Origin of the sequence: Nitrobacter sp. JJSN, assembly GCF_051912485.1 — a bacterium.
GTDB lineage: Bacteria > Pseudomonadota > Alphaproteobacteria > Rhizobiales > Xanthobacteraceae > Nitrobacter.
In genome coordinates, this window is the sequence record NZ_CP196822.1 from 2,712,309 (window position 1) to 2,728,725 (window position 16,417).

At 58.6% G+C, this 16,417-nt stretch carries 13 protein-coding genes and 1 pseudogene; 4 read left to right on the plus strand and 10 right to left on the minus strand.

Annotated elements, in window-relative coordinates; genetic code table 11:
- Window positions 1–9: 9 nt before the first annotated feature.
- From kdpB to ACSZOQ_RS13480, 3 genes are read right to left on the minus strand one after another with little or no spacing between them, the layout of a single operon-like run.
- Window positions 10–2,079, minus strand: a complete 2,070-nt coding sequence (gene kdpB, locus ACSZOQ_RS13470; protein ID WP_439923001.1) for a potassium-transporting ATPase subunit KdpB — start codon at window positions 2,077–2,079, stop codon at window positions 10–12.
- A gap of 18 nt (window positions 2,080–2,097) precedes the next feature.
- Window positions 2,098–3,801: a potassium-transporting ATPase subunit KdpA gene (gene kdpA, locus ACSZOQ_RS13475; RefSeq protein WP_439923002.1), complete on the minus strand. Its 1,704-nt coding sequence runs from the start codon at window positions 3,799–3,801 to the stop codon at window positions 2,098–2,100.
- A gap of 10 nt (window positions 3,802–3,811) precedes the next feature.
- Window positions 3,812–3,901, minus strand: coding sequence for a K(+)-transporting ATPase subunit F (locus ACSZOQ_RS13480; protein ID WP_439923003.1), 90 nt, complete (start codon window positions 3,899–3,901; stop codon window positions 3,812–3,814).
- A 762-nt stretch (window positions 3,902–4,663) separates the two neighbouring features.
- Here ACSZOQ_RS13480 and ACSZOQ_RS13485 point away from each other — a divergent pair.
- A complete protein-coding gene (locus ACSZOQ_RS13485) occupies window positions 4,664–4,810 on the plus strand; it encodes a hypothetical protein (protein WP_439923004.1) in 147 nt (48 codons plus the stop codon).
- Window positions 4,811–5,159: 349 nt separating this feature from the next.
- On the opposite strand, the gene ACSZOQ_RS13490 is transcribed toward ACSZOQ_RS13485, so the two are convergent.
- The gene (locus tag ACSZOQ_RS13490; protein WP_439923005.1) at window positions 5,160–5,363 is read right to left on the minus strand and encodes a CsbD family protein; all 204 of its coding nucleotides are present in this window, start codon (window positions 5,361–5,363) and stop codon (window positions 5,160–5,162) included.
- A 131-nt stretch (window positions 5,364–5,494) separates the two neighbouring features.
- Here ACSZOQ_RS13490 and ACSZOQ_RS13495 point away from each other — a divergent pair, with 131 nt between their 5' ends.
- Window positions 5,495–5,914 (plus strand): PRC-barrel domain-containing protein, encoded by a 420-nt coding sequence (locus ACSZOQ_RS13495; RefSeq protein ID WP_439923006.1) that lies wholly within the window; start codon window positions 5,495–5,497, stop codon window positions 5,912–5,914.
- A 766-nt stretch (window positions 5,915–6,680) separates the two neighbouring features.
- Here ACSZOQ_RS13495 and galE read toward each other — a convergent pair.
- The 3 genes from galE to ACSZOQ_RS13510 form a co-directional block, all read right to left on the minus strand.
- A complete protein-coding gene (galE, locus tag ACSZOQ_RS13500) occupies window positions 6,681–7,721 on the minus strand; it encodes a UDP-glucose 4-epimerase GalE (RefSeq protein WP_439923007.1) in 1,041 nt (346 codons plus the stop codon).
- A gap of 238 nt (window positions 7,722–7,959) precedes the next feature.
- A complete protein-coding gene (locus ACSZOQ_RS13505) occupies window positions 7,960–8,958 on the minus strand; it encodes a glycosyltransferase family 2 protein (RefSeq protein WP_439923008.1) in 999 nt (332 codons plus the stop codon).
- A complete protein-coding gene (locus ACSZOQ_RS13510; RefSeq protein WP_439923009.1) occupies window positions 8,955–10,142 on the minus strand; it encodes a glycoside hydrolase 5 family protein in 1,188 nt (395 codons plus the stop codon). The genes ACSZOQ_RS13505 and ACSZOQ_RS13510 overlap by 4 nt, the downstream gene beginning before the upstream one ends.
- A 33-nt stretch (window positions 10,143–10,175) precedes the next feature.
- Between ACSZOQ_RS13510 and ACSZOQ_RS13515 the strand changes: the two genes are divergently transcribed.
- On the plus strand, window positions 10,176–11,603 hold the full coding sequence (locus tag ACSZOQ_RS13515; RefSeq protein WP_439923010.1) for an FAD-dependent oxidoreductase: 1,428 nt from the start codon (window positions 10,176–10,178) through the stop codon (window positions 11,601–11,603).
- A gap of 52 nt (window positions 11,604–11,655) precedes the next feature.
- Here ACSZOQ_RS13515 and ACSZOQ_RS13520 read toward each other — a convergent pair whose 3' ends face one another.
- Both ACSZOQ_RS13520 and ACSZOQ_RS13525 read right to left on the minus strand, forming a co-directional pair.
- The gene (locus ACSZOQ_RS13520; RefSeq protein ID WP_439926164.1) at window positions 11,656–11,883 is read right to left on the minus strand and encodes a hypothetical protein; all 228 of its coding nucleotides are present in this window, start codon (window positions 11,881–11,883) and stop codon (window positions 11,656–11,658) included.
- A 3-nt stretch (window positions 11,884–11,886) separates the two neighbouring features.
- Window positions 11,887–12,756, minus strand: a pseudogene (locus tag ACSZOQ_RS13525) (GNAT family N-acetyltransferase); the annotation flags it as partial.
- A gap of 275 nt (window positions 12,757–13,031) precedes the next feature.
- On the opposite strand from ACSZOQ_RS13525, the gene ACSZOQ_RS13530 reads away from it, so the two are divergent.
- Entirely contained in the window at window positions 13,032–14,606 is a 1,575-nt protein-coding gene (locus ACSZOQ_RS13530; RefSeq protein WP_439923011.1) for a glucosamine inositolphosphorylceramide transferase family protein, read from the plus strand.
- Window positions 14,607–14,689: 83 nt separating this feature from the next.
- Here the strand turns inward: ACSZOQ_RS13530 and ACSZOQ_RS13535 are convergent, their stop codons facing one another.
- Window positions 14,690–15,892, minus strand: a complete 1,203-nt coding sequence (locus tag ACSZOQ_RS13535) for a GNAT family N-acetyltransferase (protein WP_439923012.1) — start codon at window positions 15,890–15,892, stop codon at window positions 14,690–14,692.
- Window positions 15,893–16,417 lie beyond the last annotated feature (525 nt).

Below are 16,417 nucleotides of genomic sequence, written 5' to 3' on the forward strand. Positions count from 1 at the left end.
CAGTCCTCCTCAGGCGAGATGCAGGGCCGTAACAGCAAGATCGATCGCCTTGATGCCGATGAATGGAAGAACCACACCGCCGAGCGCGTAGACCAGTAGATTTCGCCGCAGCAGCGCGGCCGCCCCGATCGGGCGGTATTTGACGCCTTTCAGCGCCAGCGGGATCAAGGCAATGATGATCAGCGCGTTGAAGATGATGGCGGACAGGATTGCACTCTGTGGCGTCGACAGATGCATGATATTGAGCACGCCGAGCTGAGGATAAAATGCCGCAAATATCGCCGGGATGATCGCGAAATATTTGGCTACATCGTTGGCGATGGAAAATGTCGTTAGCGCACCACGGGTCATCAAAAGCTGCTTGCCGATCTCCACGACCTCGATCAGCTTGGTGGGGTCGGAATCGAGATCGACCATATTACCGGCCTCGCGCGCGGCCTGTGTACCGCTCTGCATGGCGACGCCGACATCCGCCTGCGCCAGCGCTGGCGCATCGTTGGTGCCGTCACCACACATGGCGATCAGCCGCCCGTCGGCCTGCTCACCGCGGATATAACGAAGCTTGTCTTCGGGCGTTGCCTCGGCGATGAAATCGTCGACGCCCGCTTCGGAGGCAATCGAGGCAGCCGTGACCGGATTGTCGCCGGTAATCATGACGGTCTTGATCCCCATCCGGCGCAGGGCTGCGAACCGGTCCCTGACGTCCGGCTTCACGACGTCCTTGAGGTGAATCACTCCGACGAGACGTTCGCCGTCCACCAGTCCCAATGGCGTGCCTCCCGTCCGCGCGATCCGGTCCACCGCGGCGCGAAACACCGGTGGCTCGGCGATATCGCGCCCGGCCTTTTCCCGCGCGAACTTCAGCGCCGAGTCGATTGCGCCCTTGCGCAGCATGCGGCCACCTATATCAACGCCGGACAAGCGCGTCACAGCGGAGAACGGGATGAATCTCGCTTCCTTCCCGAAAGGCTCGCGGGTGATCTGATATCTGTCCTGCACCAGCGTGATGATCGAGCGGCCTTCGGCGGTGTCGTCCGCCTCGCTTGCCAAAAGCGCGATGCGTGCGGCTTCCTGTTCGCTGACACCCGGAGCCGGAATGATTTCCGTCGCCAATCGATTGCCGAACGTGATGGTCCCGGTCTTGTCGAGGAGTAATGTGTCAACGTCACCTGCGGCTTCGACCGCGCGCCCGGACATCGCGAGCACGTTGAACCGCACCAGACGGTCCATACCCGCAATGCCGATCGCAGACAGCAAAGCACCGATTGTCGTCGGGATCAGAGTGACAAACAGCGCAACCAGCACGACGACGGAAATCGTGCCGCCGGCGTAGGCGACGTAGCTCGGGATGGTTGCCGTTGCGAACACGAAGATGATGGTCAAGCCGACCAACAGAATATTGAGCGCAATCTCGTTCGGCGTCTTCTGCCGTTCGGCACCTTCCACGAGCTTGATCATGCGGTCGAGAAACGAGGAGCCCGGCGACGAGGTGATGCGGACGACGATGCGGTCAGAGATCACGGTGGTGCCGCCGGTAACCGCGGACCTGTCGCCGCCGGATTCGCGGATTACCGGCGCGGACTCGCCCGTCACCGCCGCCTCGTTGACCGACGCGATGCCTTCGATCACATCGCCATCGCCGGGAATGATGTCGCCGGTCTCGCAGACCACGAGATCGCCGGCCTCCAATTCATCCGCCGAAACGCCTTCGAACAGGTCGTGATTATCGGCCATCAGGACACGCTTGGCGGGAGTCTGCGTCCGCGTACTGCGCAGTGCATCCGCTTGCGCCTTTCCCCTGCCCTCAGCCACCGCCTCCGCGAAATTGGCGAACAACACGGTAAACCACAGCCAGATCACGATCTGCAATCCGAACGCGGTCGACTGGCCTGTCACGATATCTCGCACCAGCAATGCGCTGGTGAGCAGCGTGACCACTTCCAGCACGAACATGACCGGATTTTTGACAAGCGTCCGCGGATCCAGTTTCACGAAAGCCTGGCCGATCGCGGGAGCCACGATCGCCGGATCAAACAGCCCGGTCGCCGGCATCCGCTTGCGAAGCTTGAGTGTGTCCATGGGCGGACTCCGATTTGTCTAGAACAGGCTGCCAGACTGCATCGCAAGATGCTCGACGATGGGGCCGAGCGCGAGCGCCGGAAAGAAGGTTAGGCCACCGACAATGAGGATGACGCCGACCAGAAGGCCGACGAACAGCGCGCCGGTGGTCGGAAACGTCCCGCTCGACGCGGCGATCGTCTTCTTCGTGGCAAGCGCGCCGGCGATCGCCATGGCCGGCACGATCATCCAGAAGCGGCCCAAAAACATCGTGATCGCGCCAGTGAGGTTGTAAAACAGCGTGTTGCCAGTCAGTCCGGCAAACGCCGAACCGTTGTTGGCGGCTTGCGACGTGAAGGCATAGAGAACTTCACTGAACCCATGCGGGCCGGCATTGCCCATCGACGCAGCAGCGGGTGGATAGACCACGGCGACTGCGGTCCATCCCAGCATCATGAGCGGCAGGATCAGGATAGAAAGCATCGCCATCTTGACCTCGCGCGCTTCGATCTTCTTGCCGACATATTCCGGCGTGCGCCCAACCATCAGGCCGGCGATAAACATCGTGACGATGACGAACAGCAGCATGCCGTAAAGGCCCGCGCCCACGCCGCCGACCACGATCTCGCCGAGCTCCATATTGATCAGGGGAACCATGCCGCCAAGCGCCGTGAAGGAATCATGCATCGCATTGACGGCACCGCACGAAGCCGCTGTTGTGACCACAGCGAAAAGCGCAGAGGCCGCGATTCCGAAACGGACTTCCTTGCCTTCCATGTTACCGCCGGCAAGGCCGAGACCATTCAACAGCGTCGTGCTGTTGGTTTCGGCCCAGTAGCAGACGGCGACGCCCGCAATGAACAAAATGCCCATCGCCGCCAGGATAGCCCAGCCCTGACGCTGGTTACCGACCATGCGGCCAAACACATTGGTCATGGCTGCACCAAGCACGAAGATCAGAACCATCTGGATGAAATTCGATAACGCGGTCGGATTCTCGAATGGATGCGCAGCGTTGGCGTTGAAGAAGCCACCACCGTTGGTGCCGAGCATCTTGATCACGACTTGCGACGCCACCGGTCCGACCGCAATGGTCTGGTGTGCGCCTTCAAGGGTCGTTGCATCGACGTACCCGCCGAGCGTCTGGGGAATGCCCTGCCAGACCATGAATAGCGCGACGGGAATGCAGATCGGCAGCAGAATATAGAGCGTGCATCTGACGACATCGACCCAGAAATTGCCGACCGTTCGCGCGGAGGTCCGCGCGAAACCGCGAACAAGCGCCATCGCCAGCGCGATGCCTGTCGCGGCCGACAGGAAATTCTGCGACGTCAGGCCCAGCATCTGCACGAGATAGGACATCGTACTTTCGCCGCCGTAGTTCTGCCAGTTGGTGTTGGTGACGAAGCTAATAGCGGTGTTGAATGACAGATCGGGCGGCACCGCCGACTGTCCGACCGGATTGAACGGCAGCAGCGCCTGCAGCCGCATCAGACCGTAGAGAAGCAAAAAGCCGCCCGCGTTGAAAAGCAGCATAGCGATGGCGTAAGTGAGCCAGTGCTGCTCACGCGTGACGTCGATGCCTGCGAGCCGATAGAGCCCAACCTCCAGCGGCTGCAACATCGGGGAGAGAAACGTGCGCTCGCCATTGAATACGCGCGTCATGTAGCCGCCGAGAATCGGGGAAAGGACAGCGACGATCGCACAGAACAGGATGATCTGAGCCCAGCCAAGGACGGTCATGATCCGCCTCCTAGAAGCGTTCCGGAAACAGCAGCGCGTAGGTGAGGTAGATGAGCAGCCCCGCCGTCACGAGCGCAGCCAGTGAATAGTCGATGGGCATGATGCACCTCTTCACAGCCGGTCGCACACGACGGCGTAGCCGATCGTCACCACGAAGAGGGCAAAGCCGCCGACGAACATGAGCAAATCGAACATGACACTCCCTCCAGATTACGTGGAGCTTCGATACAGTTAGGCGGATCAAAATAAGGAATCGATACGGATTTTTGAAGCCGCGTATAAAGACGGCATAAATAGCGCAGGCGTGAAATGCGGTATCCGCTAAGTTGATTTATCCGCGCGGAGGTCGTGCATGGCTGAGAGAGTAGACGGACGTGTCGTTAACGCGGTTTCACCCTCTGCAACGCAGAGTGAGCCAGGTCACAGCGCCCGCGCGCGCCATGCGACGATGGAACCACTGCGTGAAACAGACAGGGTCGTCTACTGGGATCACCGCGGAGGTGTTGGGGTTGTGCTGGTATTGACCTTGCAAAATCGCAACAATTTTCCCGTGACGTTCGAGGCTAATCACGTCCGCATTTACTAATACGGCGAGGACATATAGCTGGCCGCATCGATTGAGCGGCCAGCTATCGCATAGGTGCCAGATCGAATCGTAAGCCCGATAAACTCGAAGCGCTTTTATACTGCTTCGCTGCGCATCCCGATTACGGCGCAGCGAATAGCGCTTCACGGCGAGCGGAACCTGACCGCAGCATCTCACTCCATGCGCGTCGACAGAATTCCAATCGGAACGAAACTGGATTTATCGGATTGACTCAATGCCTATGTTGGCAGGGACTTTCAATCTCAGGAGCAACGCATGTCAAAACTGGAAAACGGACGCATAGTCGAGACGGCAATGGAAGCGCGAGGAGCAGAACGTGGACCTACGGTGCGTAACGTACTGGCCTGGAGCACGGGGTTGGCTGTGGCAGGATTCGCTGTTGTCTATCTCCTCTATTTCTAGAGGCCCATGGTGTTGTGTATCTTCTTGATGCTGACCCCTTTCGTTCAGCGATCCCGATTAAGCGTAGGACAGAAGAGGCAACCGATTGCATTTCGAAATATTTGCGGTGGTTCTTATTTGCCCGCGCGGAGATGTGCCTCTTTCCTACGTCTTCTTCAGAAATCCCATTCAAGTGAACCGTCGCTAGGAGCGCGCATGGCTGGAGCGCCTCTTACGGCGGGGGATTCTTTTGCCCAGCGCCAACAGGCCTCTGGATAGGAGCTTCGGCGCTTCGCCGGGAACATTCTCACTCGTGATTCAAAGCAGAAAGCCCCGCCGGAGCGGGGCCTTCCGTTACAAGCTCCATCAATTACCAACTCTGCCGATCGTACCAATTCTCGACTTCCTTCTTTGTCTGTTCCTTCTGATATCCGTAGCGCTCCTGGATTTTTCCCTCGAGCTGGTCACGCTTGCCGGCGATGACGTCAAGGTCATCATCCGTCAATTTTCCCCACTGCTCTTTGACCTTGCCTTTCAACTGCTTCCAGCTTCCTTCAACCCGATTCCAATCCATCGTGATGACCTCCTGTCAGGGGTTCGGCACTAACAACTGACAAACCACGAAGACGTTCCTGTGTTACGTTTTGTACATAGGAACGAAGTGCCACGCTCAATGTTGTAAAGTCCTCAGCAATGGAGGTTCACTTGAAAACACTTATAGCCGCCGCCGCACTTCTGATGATATCGACCGCATCATTCGCTCAAACCACCGCAAACACACCATCGCAAGCCGCCGCTCCCGTCGCTGCTGCCGGCGATTGGAGCGCGTCGAAGATGTCAGGCGTGAAAGTTTACAATGAAGCGAATGACAAGATCGGCGAGATTTCCGACGTCATCGTCAACTCGCAGGGACAGGTTAGAGGTGTCGTCGTTGAAGCCGGCGGCTTTCTGGGCATGGGCACGCATTACGTTCTGATTGCGATGAACAGCCTGAAGTTCGCAAACGAGGCCGGAAAGACAACGGTGGGACAAACCTCTCAAACAAAGAGGGAGTGGTTTCCTGACCGCGCGGTGCTCAACCTCACGAAGGACCAGTTGAAAGCGCTTCCGGAGTTTAAGTACTGACGAGGAAATGAAAGCTCGGTCAGCGAACGACAGGCGGGCTTTATCATTACGCTCAACAATCTCGGATCGATTTCGGAATTGACGGGTCGTGAGCCGAGCCTTTACCGGTTGTTCACCCGACTGTGAGAACTTGGTTTCAACCCGGAAGGGCCTAGTATTGCGTACAAAACTCGCTGCCGGCTCAACCGGCGGCGAGTTTTTTGTGTGTGAAGGCGGGAACCTGCCGCAGAAATATGTTGAGAGCCGGATATATTGAGAACTGGCCAGATCGAGCGTCACCCTGACACGGCGTTTTACAACTCATTAACGGTCGCGGCGCATCTTCCGGGTAGGTAGCCTTTTACGGTTCCTGCTATGGATGACTTAGAGGACACCCAACCGTCCCTGCGGCAAGCTTATTCCAGGCTCGCCGCCTGGGTCTGCCGTATGAACCGGCCTCCCGCAGAATCGCGGATGATCGATTCTAACCGGCAACCGGAAGACTCGAGAACCGTTGTTCCGAGCAGGTTGTCGGACCCTGTTCGATCCGATTAGTTCCCCGAAAAAAGAGCTACCGTCACGCACGTCGGCTCAATGCGTTAATGGACGGTCTGCATCCCCTCCACACGCAAACACTGCCGCCGGAATCATGCCGAAGATGGAGACCCGATACTCGCGATCCATGTCTGCTGCACGAAATGGTGGGCTGCTCCAACCAGCAGCGATGTGGTTCGACAACCGATGCACCTCACGGGCGGCGCGGAGCGACCAATCCGGAGTGCGCGGATCATGGAGCTACAGGAGCGTGACTGAAGTTGACCACACTAGATGGCTGTCCGCGCTCCGTCATCGCAACGGATGCCAGCCTCTTCTCCCAGTTGCAGGCATGCTCAATCATCTTCAGCAAATCATTTAATTCCGGCTTCCAGCCCAAGCTCATAAGTCGATCGCTATTTGCTACAACTGAAGCAGGATCTCCCGCTCGACGCGACGCTTGGCGAGTTTCGAAGTCAACTCCCATGACCATCCTGACCGCGCGAATAACTTCTTTGACTGAATAGCCTTGTCCGTAGCCACAATTGAGCGTTTGAGACTCTCCACCGTTCCGCAGATGGTCGAGGGCCACGAGGTGTGCGCGTGCCAAATCGGAAACATGCACATAATCTCGTATGCACGTCCCATCTGGGGTTGGATAGTCGCTGCCATAGATGCTCATATATTGACGTCGGCGAAGCGCCGTCTCGATCGCGACTTTAATGAGATGCGTCGCACCGGGTGTCGATTGGCCAAGGCGTCCGGCCGGATCGGCGCCCGCGACGTTGAAGTAGCGCAAGGTCACGTGCCGCAGCTTGGATGCCGCGCTCGCATCAACCAGCATATGTTCCGACATCAGTTTTGACATGCCATACGGCGAGAGTGGCGCTGGGAGCGCTGCCTCGTTCACAGGTGTAGAACTGGGGTTGCCATAAACAGCCGCAGATGAAGAGAAAACGAAGTACTTCACGTTTTCTTCTACGGCAGCTTGCAACAAGGTATGAGTATTGACGGTATTGTTCCGATAATACTTGAGTGGCTCGGCAACCGATTCCGGAACGACTATTTTGGCGGCGAAATGCACGACCGCGTCAATCTTATAGTTTCGTATCAGACGCGATACTAACTCGGCATCTCCGACATCACCGACAATGAACGGAACATTTGACGGAACAGCCTCCCGGCTGCCGGTCGATAGATCGTCCAGCACAATCGGAACTTCCCCCCGATCGAGGAAAGCGAGAACCGTATGTCCGCCGATGAAGCCGGCGCCGCCAGTGATCAGTGTCGCCACTTGGCATCTCCTGTCGAAGGCACCGCGAGTTTCAGGGCAAAGCCTGCATTGTCATACAGCCTTTTACGGTCACTTGTCGATTTGGCACTTGGAGTAGTCAAAACGGAGTGGGAATCGCTGGGCCGGCAGAACCCGTATTGCTGAGCCCGTCGGACCACATATTCGCGCATCGCGAGGCGACGAGACCGCAGACGACAAGACTTCCGGCTTTATCCAACATCCGCTCTATCAACGACAGCTACCCACCGCGAGCCCGTGAGAACAGGTGCGAGGAACGAGCTTCGGCGGCGGCTCCAAGGCGGGTTCTGGCGTAGGCGAACGCCGTAAGGGCGAGCCCGGCGATGATCGCTCCCGCCCGCCGCGCCGCGCCGGTCTGACCGCGTAGCGCCGCCGTTAGATCGTTGATAACAGCGCGTGGTAGCACCTCGCGGACGTAGCGGCCTTCTGCTCCGAGGCCATCCTTCGATCCGGCAAGGCCTGCCAGCACAGCCTTGGCATTGCCCTCGATGAGACAACGATGGACGAAGTAGCTCCAGGTCGTGCGCTGGACTGGCACGGCGTGATGCACGCGCGCTCCCGGTCGATACGCGAAATAGCCGCCGGGATGGAGGCGAGCCGCTCGGATACAGAACTCCGTCTCCTCGCAACTCTCGGCCTTGCCGCCGAATGTGGCTCGTCCGCTGACAGAAAAGCCGAGCTTGCGGCGTCCGAGTTCGGACGTGAAACCACCCGCATGGCGCAGCACGTCGGCGCGCACCGACATGTTGGCGCCGATCGGGTTACGGATGCGCCCGTCGCGCACATGCATGCCGACATAAGTACAGCCGACGACCCAACGGAATTCGTCGGGAAACCAGGATGGCGGCGGCGCGCGCCATAGCGGCTCGACCGGGCCACCGGCGCCCAGCACGGCTGGATCCTCGTAAGCGTTAAGCAGTTCCTCTAGCCAGGGTGGATCTGCGGCTGCATCGTCATCAAGGAAGCAGATCACCGGCGCCGTCGCGTATTCCGCCCCCGTCATGCGACCACCTGACAGACCGGCTTCCTTGGCATTGGCAAGGACCGTAACGCCTTTGATCTCCCGCGCGGCACGATCGCGTAAGGATTCATTGTTGTCCACGACCACGAGAATTTCCCGCGGCGCGCGGGTTTGGCTGCGGACGGATTCGACCGCGCGGTTGAGTTCGTCCCAGCGGTCGAGTGTGTGCGCGCAGATCACAACGGAGGCTTCGATCATGGAGTTCTCCGAAGGCTGTTCGCTGGAACCCGATTGGATTCGCGGATCTGCACCGCCCGGGCTGTGGCGGCTTTGAGGACATTCCAGATCGGGCTTGCATCATTGTGGACGTCGAACTGGTCGTGCCTGTCGTCGGGATAGCGGCCGTGGTCCTGCAGTGATACCAGCCGCCAGATAAGCCAGCCGCCACAGTCCGGGTCACGGGCAAGCGTATCGACCCACATCGCATAAGCTTCGGCGGAGTCCCGGTTGGACCGCGCATAGCCGAATTCCTCAAGAAGAACAGGCTTCTGAACACGGCCCGCAATCTGACAGAACTCGGTGATCGTCTTGTCGAATTGGCGAACGCTGAGTCCGTAGTAGAGCGGGTAGCCGTGCCACGTGCCGAAATCGAGTGTAGGAATAGTCAGGTCTGCCAACTTGGGCTCGACGTTGGCGTTCCCTGAGCTCACCAGATGGTTTGGATCGAGCGACTTGACGTAAGCCGACATCTCGGCTGTCCAATCCAGCCTCAGGGATTCCGGGCTCGCATTGCCCTCGTTCATCAGCTCCCAGGCCATGATGGTCGGATCGTCGCGGTAAGCAAGCCCTGTGAGCGGGTTGACCCGCTGCACGACATGCTCAACCCAGGTTTTGTAGTCGCGCTTCGTGCGCGGATCGCTGAAGAAGAACGTCGACTTGTCAGTGCTTCCGTACCAGGCCCGCATCTGCTGAGCGCCGCCGGTATAGTCCCAGAAATCAAGGAAGGCGATGATGAGCCTTAGATGGCGCTCTCTGGCCTCGGCGATAAGGAAGTCGATCTTCTGCATTCCGTTGGGGCCGTCATCGACCGCCATCGCGTGTTTCTCCGCGTCCCAGTAAAGCAGGTCCGCTTGTCCGACATTCAGATTGCTGGCATCCGCAGCCGGGTTCCGCCAATTCCAGACCGTGGGAACGCTTCCATCGCGCGAACCGACCACCGGCTGGAGGATAACGCGAACGACGTTGGCGCCCATCGCTACCGCGTCGTCCAGAACGCGCGTGACCTCGCCCTGAGAGGCGAAGGTAAGATAATGGTTGTTGACGCCGGTCACGAAGAACGGTCTGCCGTCCACGGTAAACGCCGTGCCGGCAGTGCTGACGAAAGGCGTTACCGGCGGGGGGGCCGCCGCAGCCGCCGGCGCGAACGGCAGCAAGAGTGGCAAGAGGCAAGCTCCCCGCAGCACGTTCTTCGTCCGTTGCCAGCCGACATCCATCAAAACAAAAGACCGCCTCCAAAGACCGCGCGCAACAGCACGAAAGGCTTACCCCTTCCGGCCTCACGCTTCCAAGCGCCACCCTCTTCAGGGCAATTGGCTGTCCGCGCTTGCTCCAGTATCAGCAGAGTTTGGCTATTCGAAATTTTCGACTGGCTCTGGCCTGGGATCCTGCTCATGAGATCCGTCACTACGGATACTGACGTCGCGATCATTGGTGGAGGTCTTGCTGGGTCGACAGCGGCAGCCATGCTGGGCCGCGCTGGCGTCCGTGCCATGCTGATCGATCCTCATCCGACCTATCCACCGGACCTGCGCTGCGAAAAACTCGATGATGGTCAGGTCTCGATCCTGCGCAAGACCGGCCTTGCTGATGAGATTTTACCAACAGCGACGTTCGACGGTGACATGCGCGACGGCAAGGCGTGGGTCGCGCGCTCCGGATATTTGCTCGATAAACGTCCGGGAGGCCAGCACGGCATCCTCTATGACGACCTGGTCAATGCGATGCGGGCCACCATTCCCCCGAGCGTCCCGTTCACGATTGCAAAAGCAACCGGGATCAGCGTGGGAGATGATCGTCAGGAGCTCTTGCTATCGAATGGCACCAAGATCTCCGCACGTCTCATCGTGCTCGCCCAAGGATTGGGTGTCGCTCTGAAGGATCAGATCGGGATCAAGCGGATCGTTACCAGCCCCTGTCATTCGATTACTGTCGCCTTCGACATCAAACCACGCCACGCCGGGGTTTTTGATTTCGCGGCGCTGACTTACTATCCCGAACATACTACCGACCGGATGGCATATCTTACGCTGTTTCCCATCCGAACATCAATGCGAGCGAACTTGATGGTCTATCGGAACATGGACGATCCATTGTTTCGAGATATACGCCACGACCCCGAACGAAGTCTGTTCGCGCTGATGCCCAATTTGCGCCGCCTCACAGGAGACATTGAGGTCGTCGGCCCGATCAAGATCCGACCGGCCGACCTTTACATCAGTAAAGGTCATCGGCAGGCCGGCGTCGTCCTGGTCGGCGATGCGTTCGCGACCTCCTGTCCGGCCGCCGGCACGGGCACAGGCAAGGTGTTCAATGACGTCGAACGGCTTTGCAACACTCACATCCCGAACTGGCTGGCAAGTCCCGGCATGACCGCGGACAAAATCGCCCAGTTCTACGATGATCCGCTCAAGCGCAGCTATGACGACGCCTCCTCCTCATTCGCCTATCAATTGCGGTCGCTGTCGATCGACGACAGTTTCAACTGGAACCTGAAGCGTAACTTGCGATTCATCGTCCGCGGAGCGATCGGAGCAGCTCGCCGGGTCGGCATGATCGCCTTAGCGGATCACTTCGCATCAGAAGGATGGGCGCAGCGGCTTCGCGATCTCGCGAACCGAGCCTAGGCCTATGAATTCGGGTGGCGATTTTCGCCACCTGCAGCGTTCCATCGCTTGATCACGCCCCCCCTCTGCTTCGCACGCGGCGAAGCAGGTGGTAGCCCTGATGCTGCGCCACTTCCGCTGCAAAGGCCAGCGCGTTGCGCGGACGAACGTCGACCAAGGCGTCGACGAAGGTTCTTCGGCCGGTAAACAACTGAGCCATGAATCCGCCGGGAGATGAGCAGGAATCGATTGTTTCAACCTGACCGGATTCAACCAGGCCTTGAGTCGCCTTGTCGGCCAACAGGACTCCCGGTGAAAATCGCGCGAAGGACGCCTTGAACGCGGTTTTCCATGTATAGGCTCGTTGGCCGCTGTAAAGCAGGACCTGAGCGGCAATCGCATCGCCGTCGACGCACAACAGCGCGACGGAGGCCAAACCATATGCCGCGAGATTCTCAATCAGTCGACGGCTGAAAGCGGCATCGCCCGCATCGCACAACAATGCGGTACCCTCTTTTCCCTTCCAACTCGCCGCTTCCAGCTTCAAAAAGATTTCGAACGCAGCCTCCACGCTGGCCGGCGTCCGCTCGTTGACAATCGCGACAGTCCCTACCGCCGAGAGCTGACGCAGCTTCTTTCGAGTCGAGGTCGACTTTTTTGTCCCGATAGACCGATCTGCAAACGGCCGTTCGACGCGAAAAAATTCGCGATACCTCCCCGTGCTCGCCAGATGCCGGAGCATCGCAGGATAGACAATCGGATCGGCTTCGAAGCACTGCAAACTTATGACCTTTGGCAAGCGCACATCCTGCCTGATCGAAAAGGCCGCCACGACATCATCGACGCAAGCACCATCGACCATGGCATTTGAGGAGAAAGCGTAGTCGTAGGGAAGCGCCTCCAGATATGCCGGCATCAACGGCAAATCGCCCCGTTCCCGCAAGGCCCAGAAGCCGACGGGGCGTCGTGGCTTGGTTTCCTCGTCCCACGCCGATAAAATGTGAATCTTTGCTACACCTGTCTCCGTCGCCGCGAGCAACGCCGCCGGGTGCATGAACGCATTGCTTTCGAAGCGCGCGGCGAGATCATTCCACGGTTCGATAAGGTCGCGCCCCGGCGAACAAACGGTCGCGGAGATCAACCCGCCCTTAGCCCGCTGCCAACTCACATTCATTGGCTCAACAAACTACGACCCACGCCTGATGCAAACGGTACAAACGGGTTACCCCGCCCGGCTTTCTATTCCAATCATCGACTCTCTTTAGAGTAGTGGTGGGTTGAAGATGGCTGCTGCAATATCGGTGAATTCAAATGGTTAAAAACTATTTCAAGTAAATTGTCCGTCACCGGAGTAGCCAATCAAAGGCGCGGCGATTCATCCGAGCCCTTTATTGATCTCAGGGGGCCAACGGTCGGACACTGGGCTGGCGGAGAAGGCGGCAACCGATCATGCGCATCTGTCTGAATTTTGATCCATCCCGACTTTTGCGCTGGCATTGGTGGCTGGCGCAGGCGCTTGCCGAAATGACCGACAGCCAGATTTCGCGATCATTCGCACCGCACCGCTATCCACTCCCGCAGGGCAGCCGACTGCTGTTCGAACTCGAACGTCTGATCTATGGCTTTCGTGGGCTTGGTGCTATGGACCGCATGGAGTCCGCGTTACTGTCCTTGCCACCACTGCAGGCCGGCGAGGCCGATGTAGTGATCGATCTGAGTGGGGAGGAAGTGTCGCCGACAGCGCAACGCGTGTTGAGGCCGTTCTTCAATGGAGTACCCAGCGAGATCGGGATCATGGCGGCCCTGGCGAACGATCAGGACCTCCTCGTCGAGCTGCACGACACAGCACGCCCTTCCAATCCGTGGACGGCCCGCCCTGCCAGCCAGGATCGCGAAGTGTTCTCAGCAAGTCTTGACGCCACGCTTTCCTGCGCTACGGCGCTGATCCTGAAGGCATTGCACCACGAAGACGGCCCCTTGGATGTCGATGGCGTTGTGCGCGCGAAATCGACCACACGTTCATTCGGCTCGAAGTCGTCCCTTGGGTTCGCAACCGGCACCTTCGCCGCGAAGATGGCGCGGCTGCTCAACAAGGTAACGCGGGGCGGCAAGGCCTGGGCGATCGGCTGGCGCTTCGATCAATCGACGAGCCTGCTCGACAAACGCGAAGCAGCCTTCCATGTCCTTTCCGGGGGCTCCTCCAGTTATCTCGCCGATCCTTTTCCATTCCGACACAACGGGCAAGACTTCATATTCGTCGAACAGTATCTTTACTCTCAAAACCGCGGATGCATCGCGGTAGTGGCGTTGGACCGAAACGGTACCGCTAGCGCTCCCCGCATCGTGTTGGAAGAGCCACACCACCTCTCCTATCCGTTCGTGTTCGCACACGCAGGCCAGATCTGGATGATCCCTGAATCGGGAGCCGCTCGTAACGTCGCCCTCTATCGCGCCGTCGAGTTTCCCTATCGGTGGACGCGCGAAGCCTACCTGATCGAAGGCATCGAAGGTTACGACGTCACTCCACTGCCTCATCAGGGCGGTTTCTGGTTTTTTGTCTCGCCGAGGCTGTGGGCGTCGTCGTCTTGGGATATGCTCGATCTCTACCATGCCGACGGCCTAACCGCATCTTGGACCCGTCATGCTGCAAGCCCAGCGTTGATCGACGCGAGGTTCAGCCGTCCCGGCGGCGCCGTAATCGAACAGAAAGGACGTTACCTCCGTCCGGCACAGGACTGCTCGCGCGACTATGGGGGAGCGGTGACAATTTGCCGAATCGACGCAATCGATTTCTCGGAGTTCGTTCAGACACCGGTTGGTCGCATCGAAGCCGGATCGTTCGGATGCCATACGTATAATCGTCACGCAGGTCTCGAGACCATCGACATTTTCGGTCAGGTTGGAGGACTGCAGGAAGCCACGGTTTCTTACATCCCGCTGGTACCGGATACGCGAGGCTCGACGACCATTGATGAAGCCGCCCTCCAAGCGGGGCTTGGCATCAGGCTGGCGACCCGATCCTAGTGGTTCGGCGAACAACTTTGCAAATGCCAAATTCGCGCCACTCGGTACCGCAAGAAATGTCAGGGAGCACCCGGCGCCTTTCCTTAGTGCGTCACCATGAGCCTGAGCCTTTGCCGCGCTCGGCGAACCTTTGCCTCGATACGACGCTCCAGACTATCTTTGCCTATGACGATCCACTTCATGGAACTCTCTGCATTTGCAAGACGGGACTTGTGCCCGGCCGAGCCCGCCAAAAAGTCGTAGCCGCGTTCGCCGCGTAGGAGGCTGTCCTCAATCGATAGCACGTGGCTGATGAGCCCTGGTTTGAGCCGGCCGTCCTGCTCGTAGAAAAAGCCGCTCTGGTAATTAAGCACATGACCCTGATGCACAAAATTGTACAAAATCCCAATCGTCTGATCGCCGACCAGGGTTCGCGAGATGCGGACAGCACCGATCGGAACTCCGCGCGCGATGAGATCCTCGTGGAACGAGCGGAAACCTGGATGGGCGAAGGGTCCCTTGCGTCCCCAGCGCGACCGGTGAAAGCTGATCAGCTCATCGAATGCAGCTAAAGCCTCCGATGTCGTTTCCATGGTCAGGTGCCCGATGGAGCCCCGTTCCGCATAGAGTCGCATGGAGCGACTTACGGCTTGCCGGGTATTGCGACCCAAAGTAGCGCGATAATCTCCGCCCTTGCGACGGACTTCGGTGAAATCAACCCACGGCGCTATATCCACCACTTTCACATCTGTAACGAGATCAGTAAAGCAAGCGGCACAGCGAGCGGAGAGTTCAACAGCAGGATCAATCCCCGACAGCACTAATTCGTCGGAGTGACGCAAGCGCTGCATTGAAGCCTCGAGACACGCCACCGTAATGGCATCAGCTGAAGCCCTCTCTGCAAGAATGCCGTTATATTCAATGAACAATCGGTCAAAACGAGCATCGCCGGTCTCGTTGAGTAGCCAACGCATCCGCGCTTGCGACCCGAGGCGCCACGTCTTCCGCCGGCAAACAATCGCCAGGCCAACAATCTTGCCTAACTCCCGAACGATGAGAACGTGTGGCTCTGTACCCTTCGGAAGATGCCGCAGCCAAGTTCCGATCCAAAGCCATGACAAATAAAACGAGTGAGCGGCCCGCGCCTCGAGGTCCTTCCAGGAAGCCTCAAGGTCCGCTACGTCCCGCAGCGTCTCCACGCTGACGTCGAGGGCGGCATCCTGACCGATTGTGTTAATCGGCACCGCGCGTGGGGAGGTAGGCCGCAAATAATGGATCTTGGCGTCGGTCACCGATGTTGACGACATCAATAAAATCCTTGCGATGAGCTGGCCCGCGACCAAGCTATCCGCGGGCTGTCGGCTACGACGGCCTGAAAGGTAACACCTTCTCGCGCAGGTATTGCCCCGCTCCGATCAAGCTTCGGCTGAAATGAGCTAAAAGTGAAGGCGCTTAGAGGGAGTACCTCTCCGGTACCTTTTCATTCTGTACCCCGTTCGGAATCTTCGGCGAGATTTTCAGCCTCACTCCTGATCACAGCGCAACCCGCAATCCAATGAGACCGACGATGTCTTCGCGGGCCGCAGTTCGCACCGTGTGCACCGGCTTTGACGCCGCTGCTGCCATCAAAACTGATCGATGACACCGCCGCGAGTGGCACGGAACCCAGTGAAAATCACCCGAACGGCTACTCCAAAGGAGCTAATCACCTATCGCGCTTCCAATGCCGCGCCGCATCCGAGATGCTCTATGCGCAGACGGACAAACACCTTGAGGCATTTCGGCCATCCGAAACAAGGGCATTTGCTCTCTAGGCATTTTTATCTGCATGC

Excerpts from the sequence above, each read along its gene's own strand:
- ACSZOQ_RS13490 (WP_439923005.1), bottom strand. The coding sequence starts at position 5,363 with ATGGATTGGAATCGGGTTGAAGGAAGCTGGAAGCAGTTGAAAGGCAAG.
- ACSZOQ_RS13530 (WP_439923011.1), top strand. The coding sequence starts at position 13,032 with ATGCGCATCTGTCTGAATTTTGATCCATCCCGACTTTTGCGCTGGCAT.
- kdpA (WP_439923002.1), bottom strand. The coding sequence starts at position 3,801 with ATGACCGTCCTTGGCTGGGCTCAGATCATCCTGTTCTGTGCGATCGTC.
- ACSZOQ_RS13535 (WP_439923012.1), bottom strand. The coding sequence starts at position 15,892 with ATGTCGTCAACATCGGTGACCGACGCCAAGATCCATTATTTGCGGCCT.
- kdpB (WP_439923001.1), bottom strand. The coding sequence starts at position 2,079 with ATGGACACACTCAAGCTTCGCAAGCGGATGCCGGCGACCGGGCTGTTT.
- ACSZOQ_RS13505 (WP_439923008.1), bottom strand. The coding sequence starts at position 8,958 with ATGATCGAAGCCTCCGTTGTGATCTGCGCGCACACACTCGACCGCTGG.
- ACSZOQ_RS13485 (WP_439923004.1), top strand. The coding sequence starts at position 4,664 with ATGTCAAAACTGGAAAACGGACGCATAGTCGAGACGGCAATGGAAGCG.
- ACSZOQ_RS13480 (WP_439923003.1), bottom strand. The coding sequence starts at position 3,901 with ATGCCCATCGACTATTCACTGGCTGCGCTCGTGACGGCGGGGCTGCTC.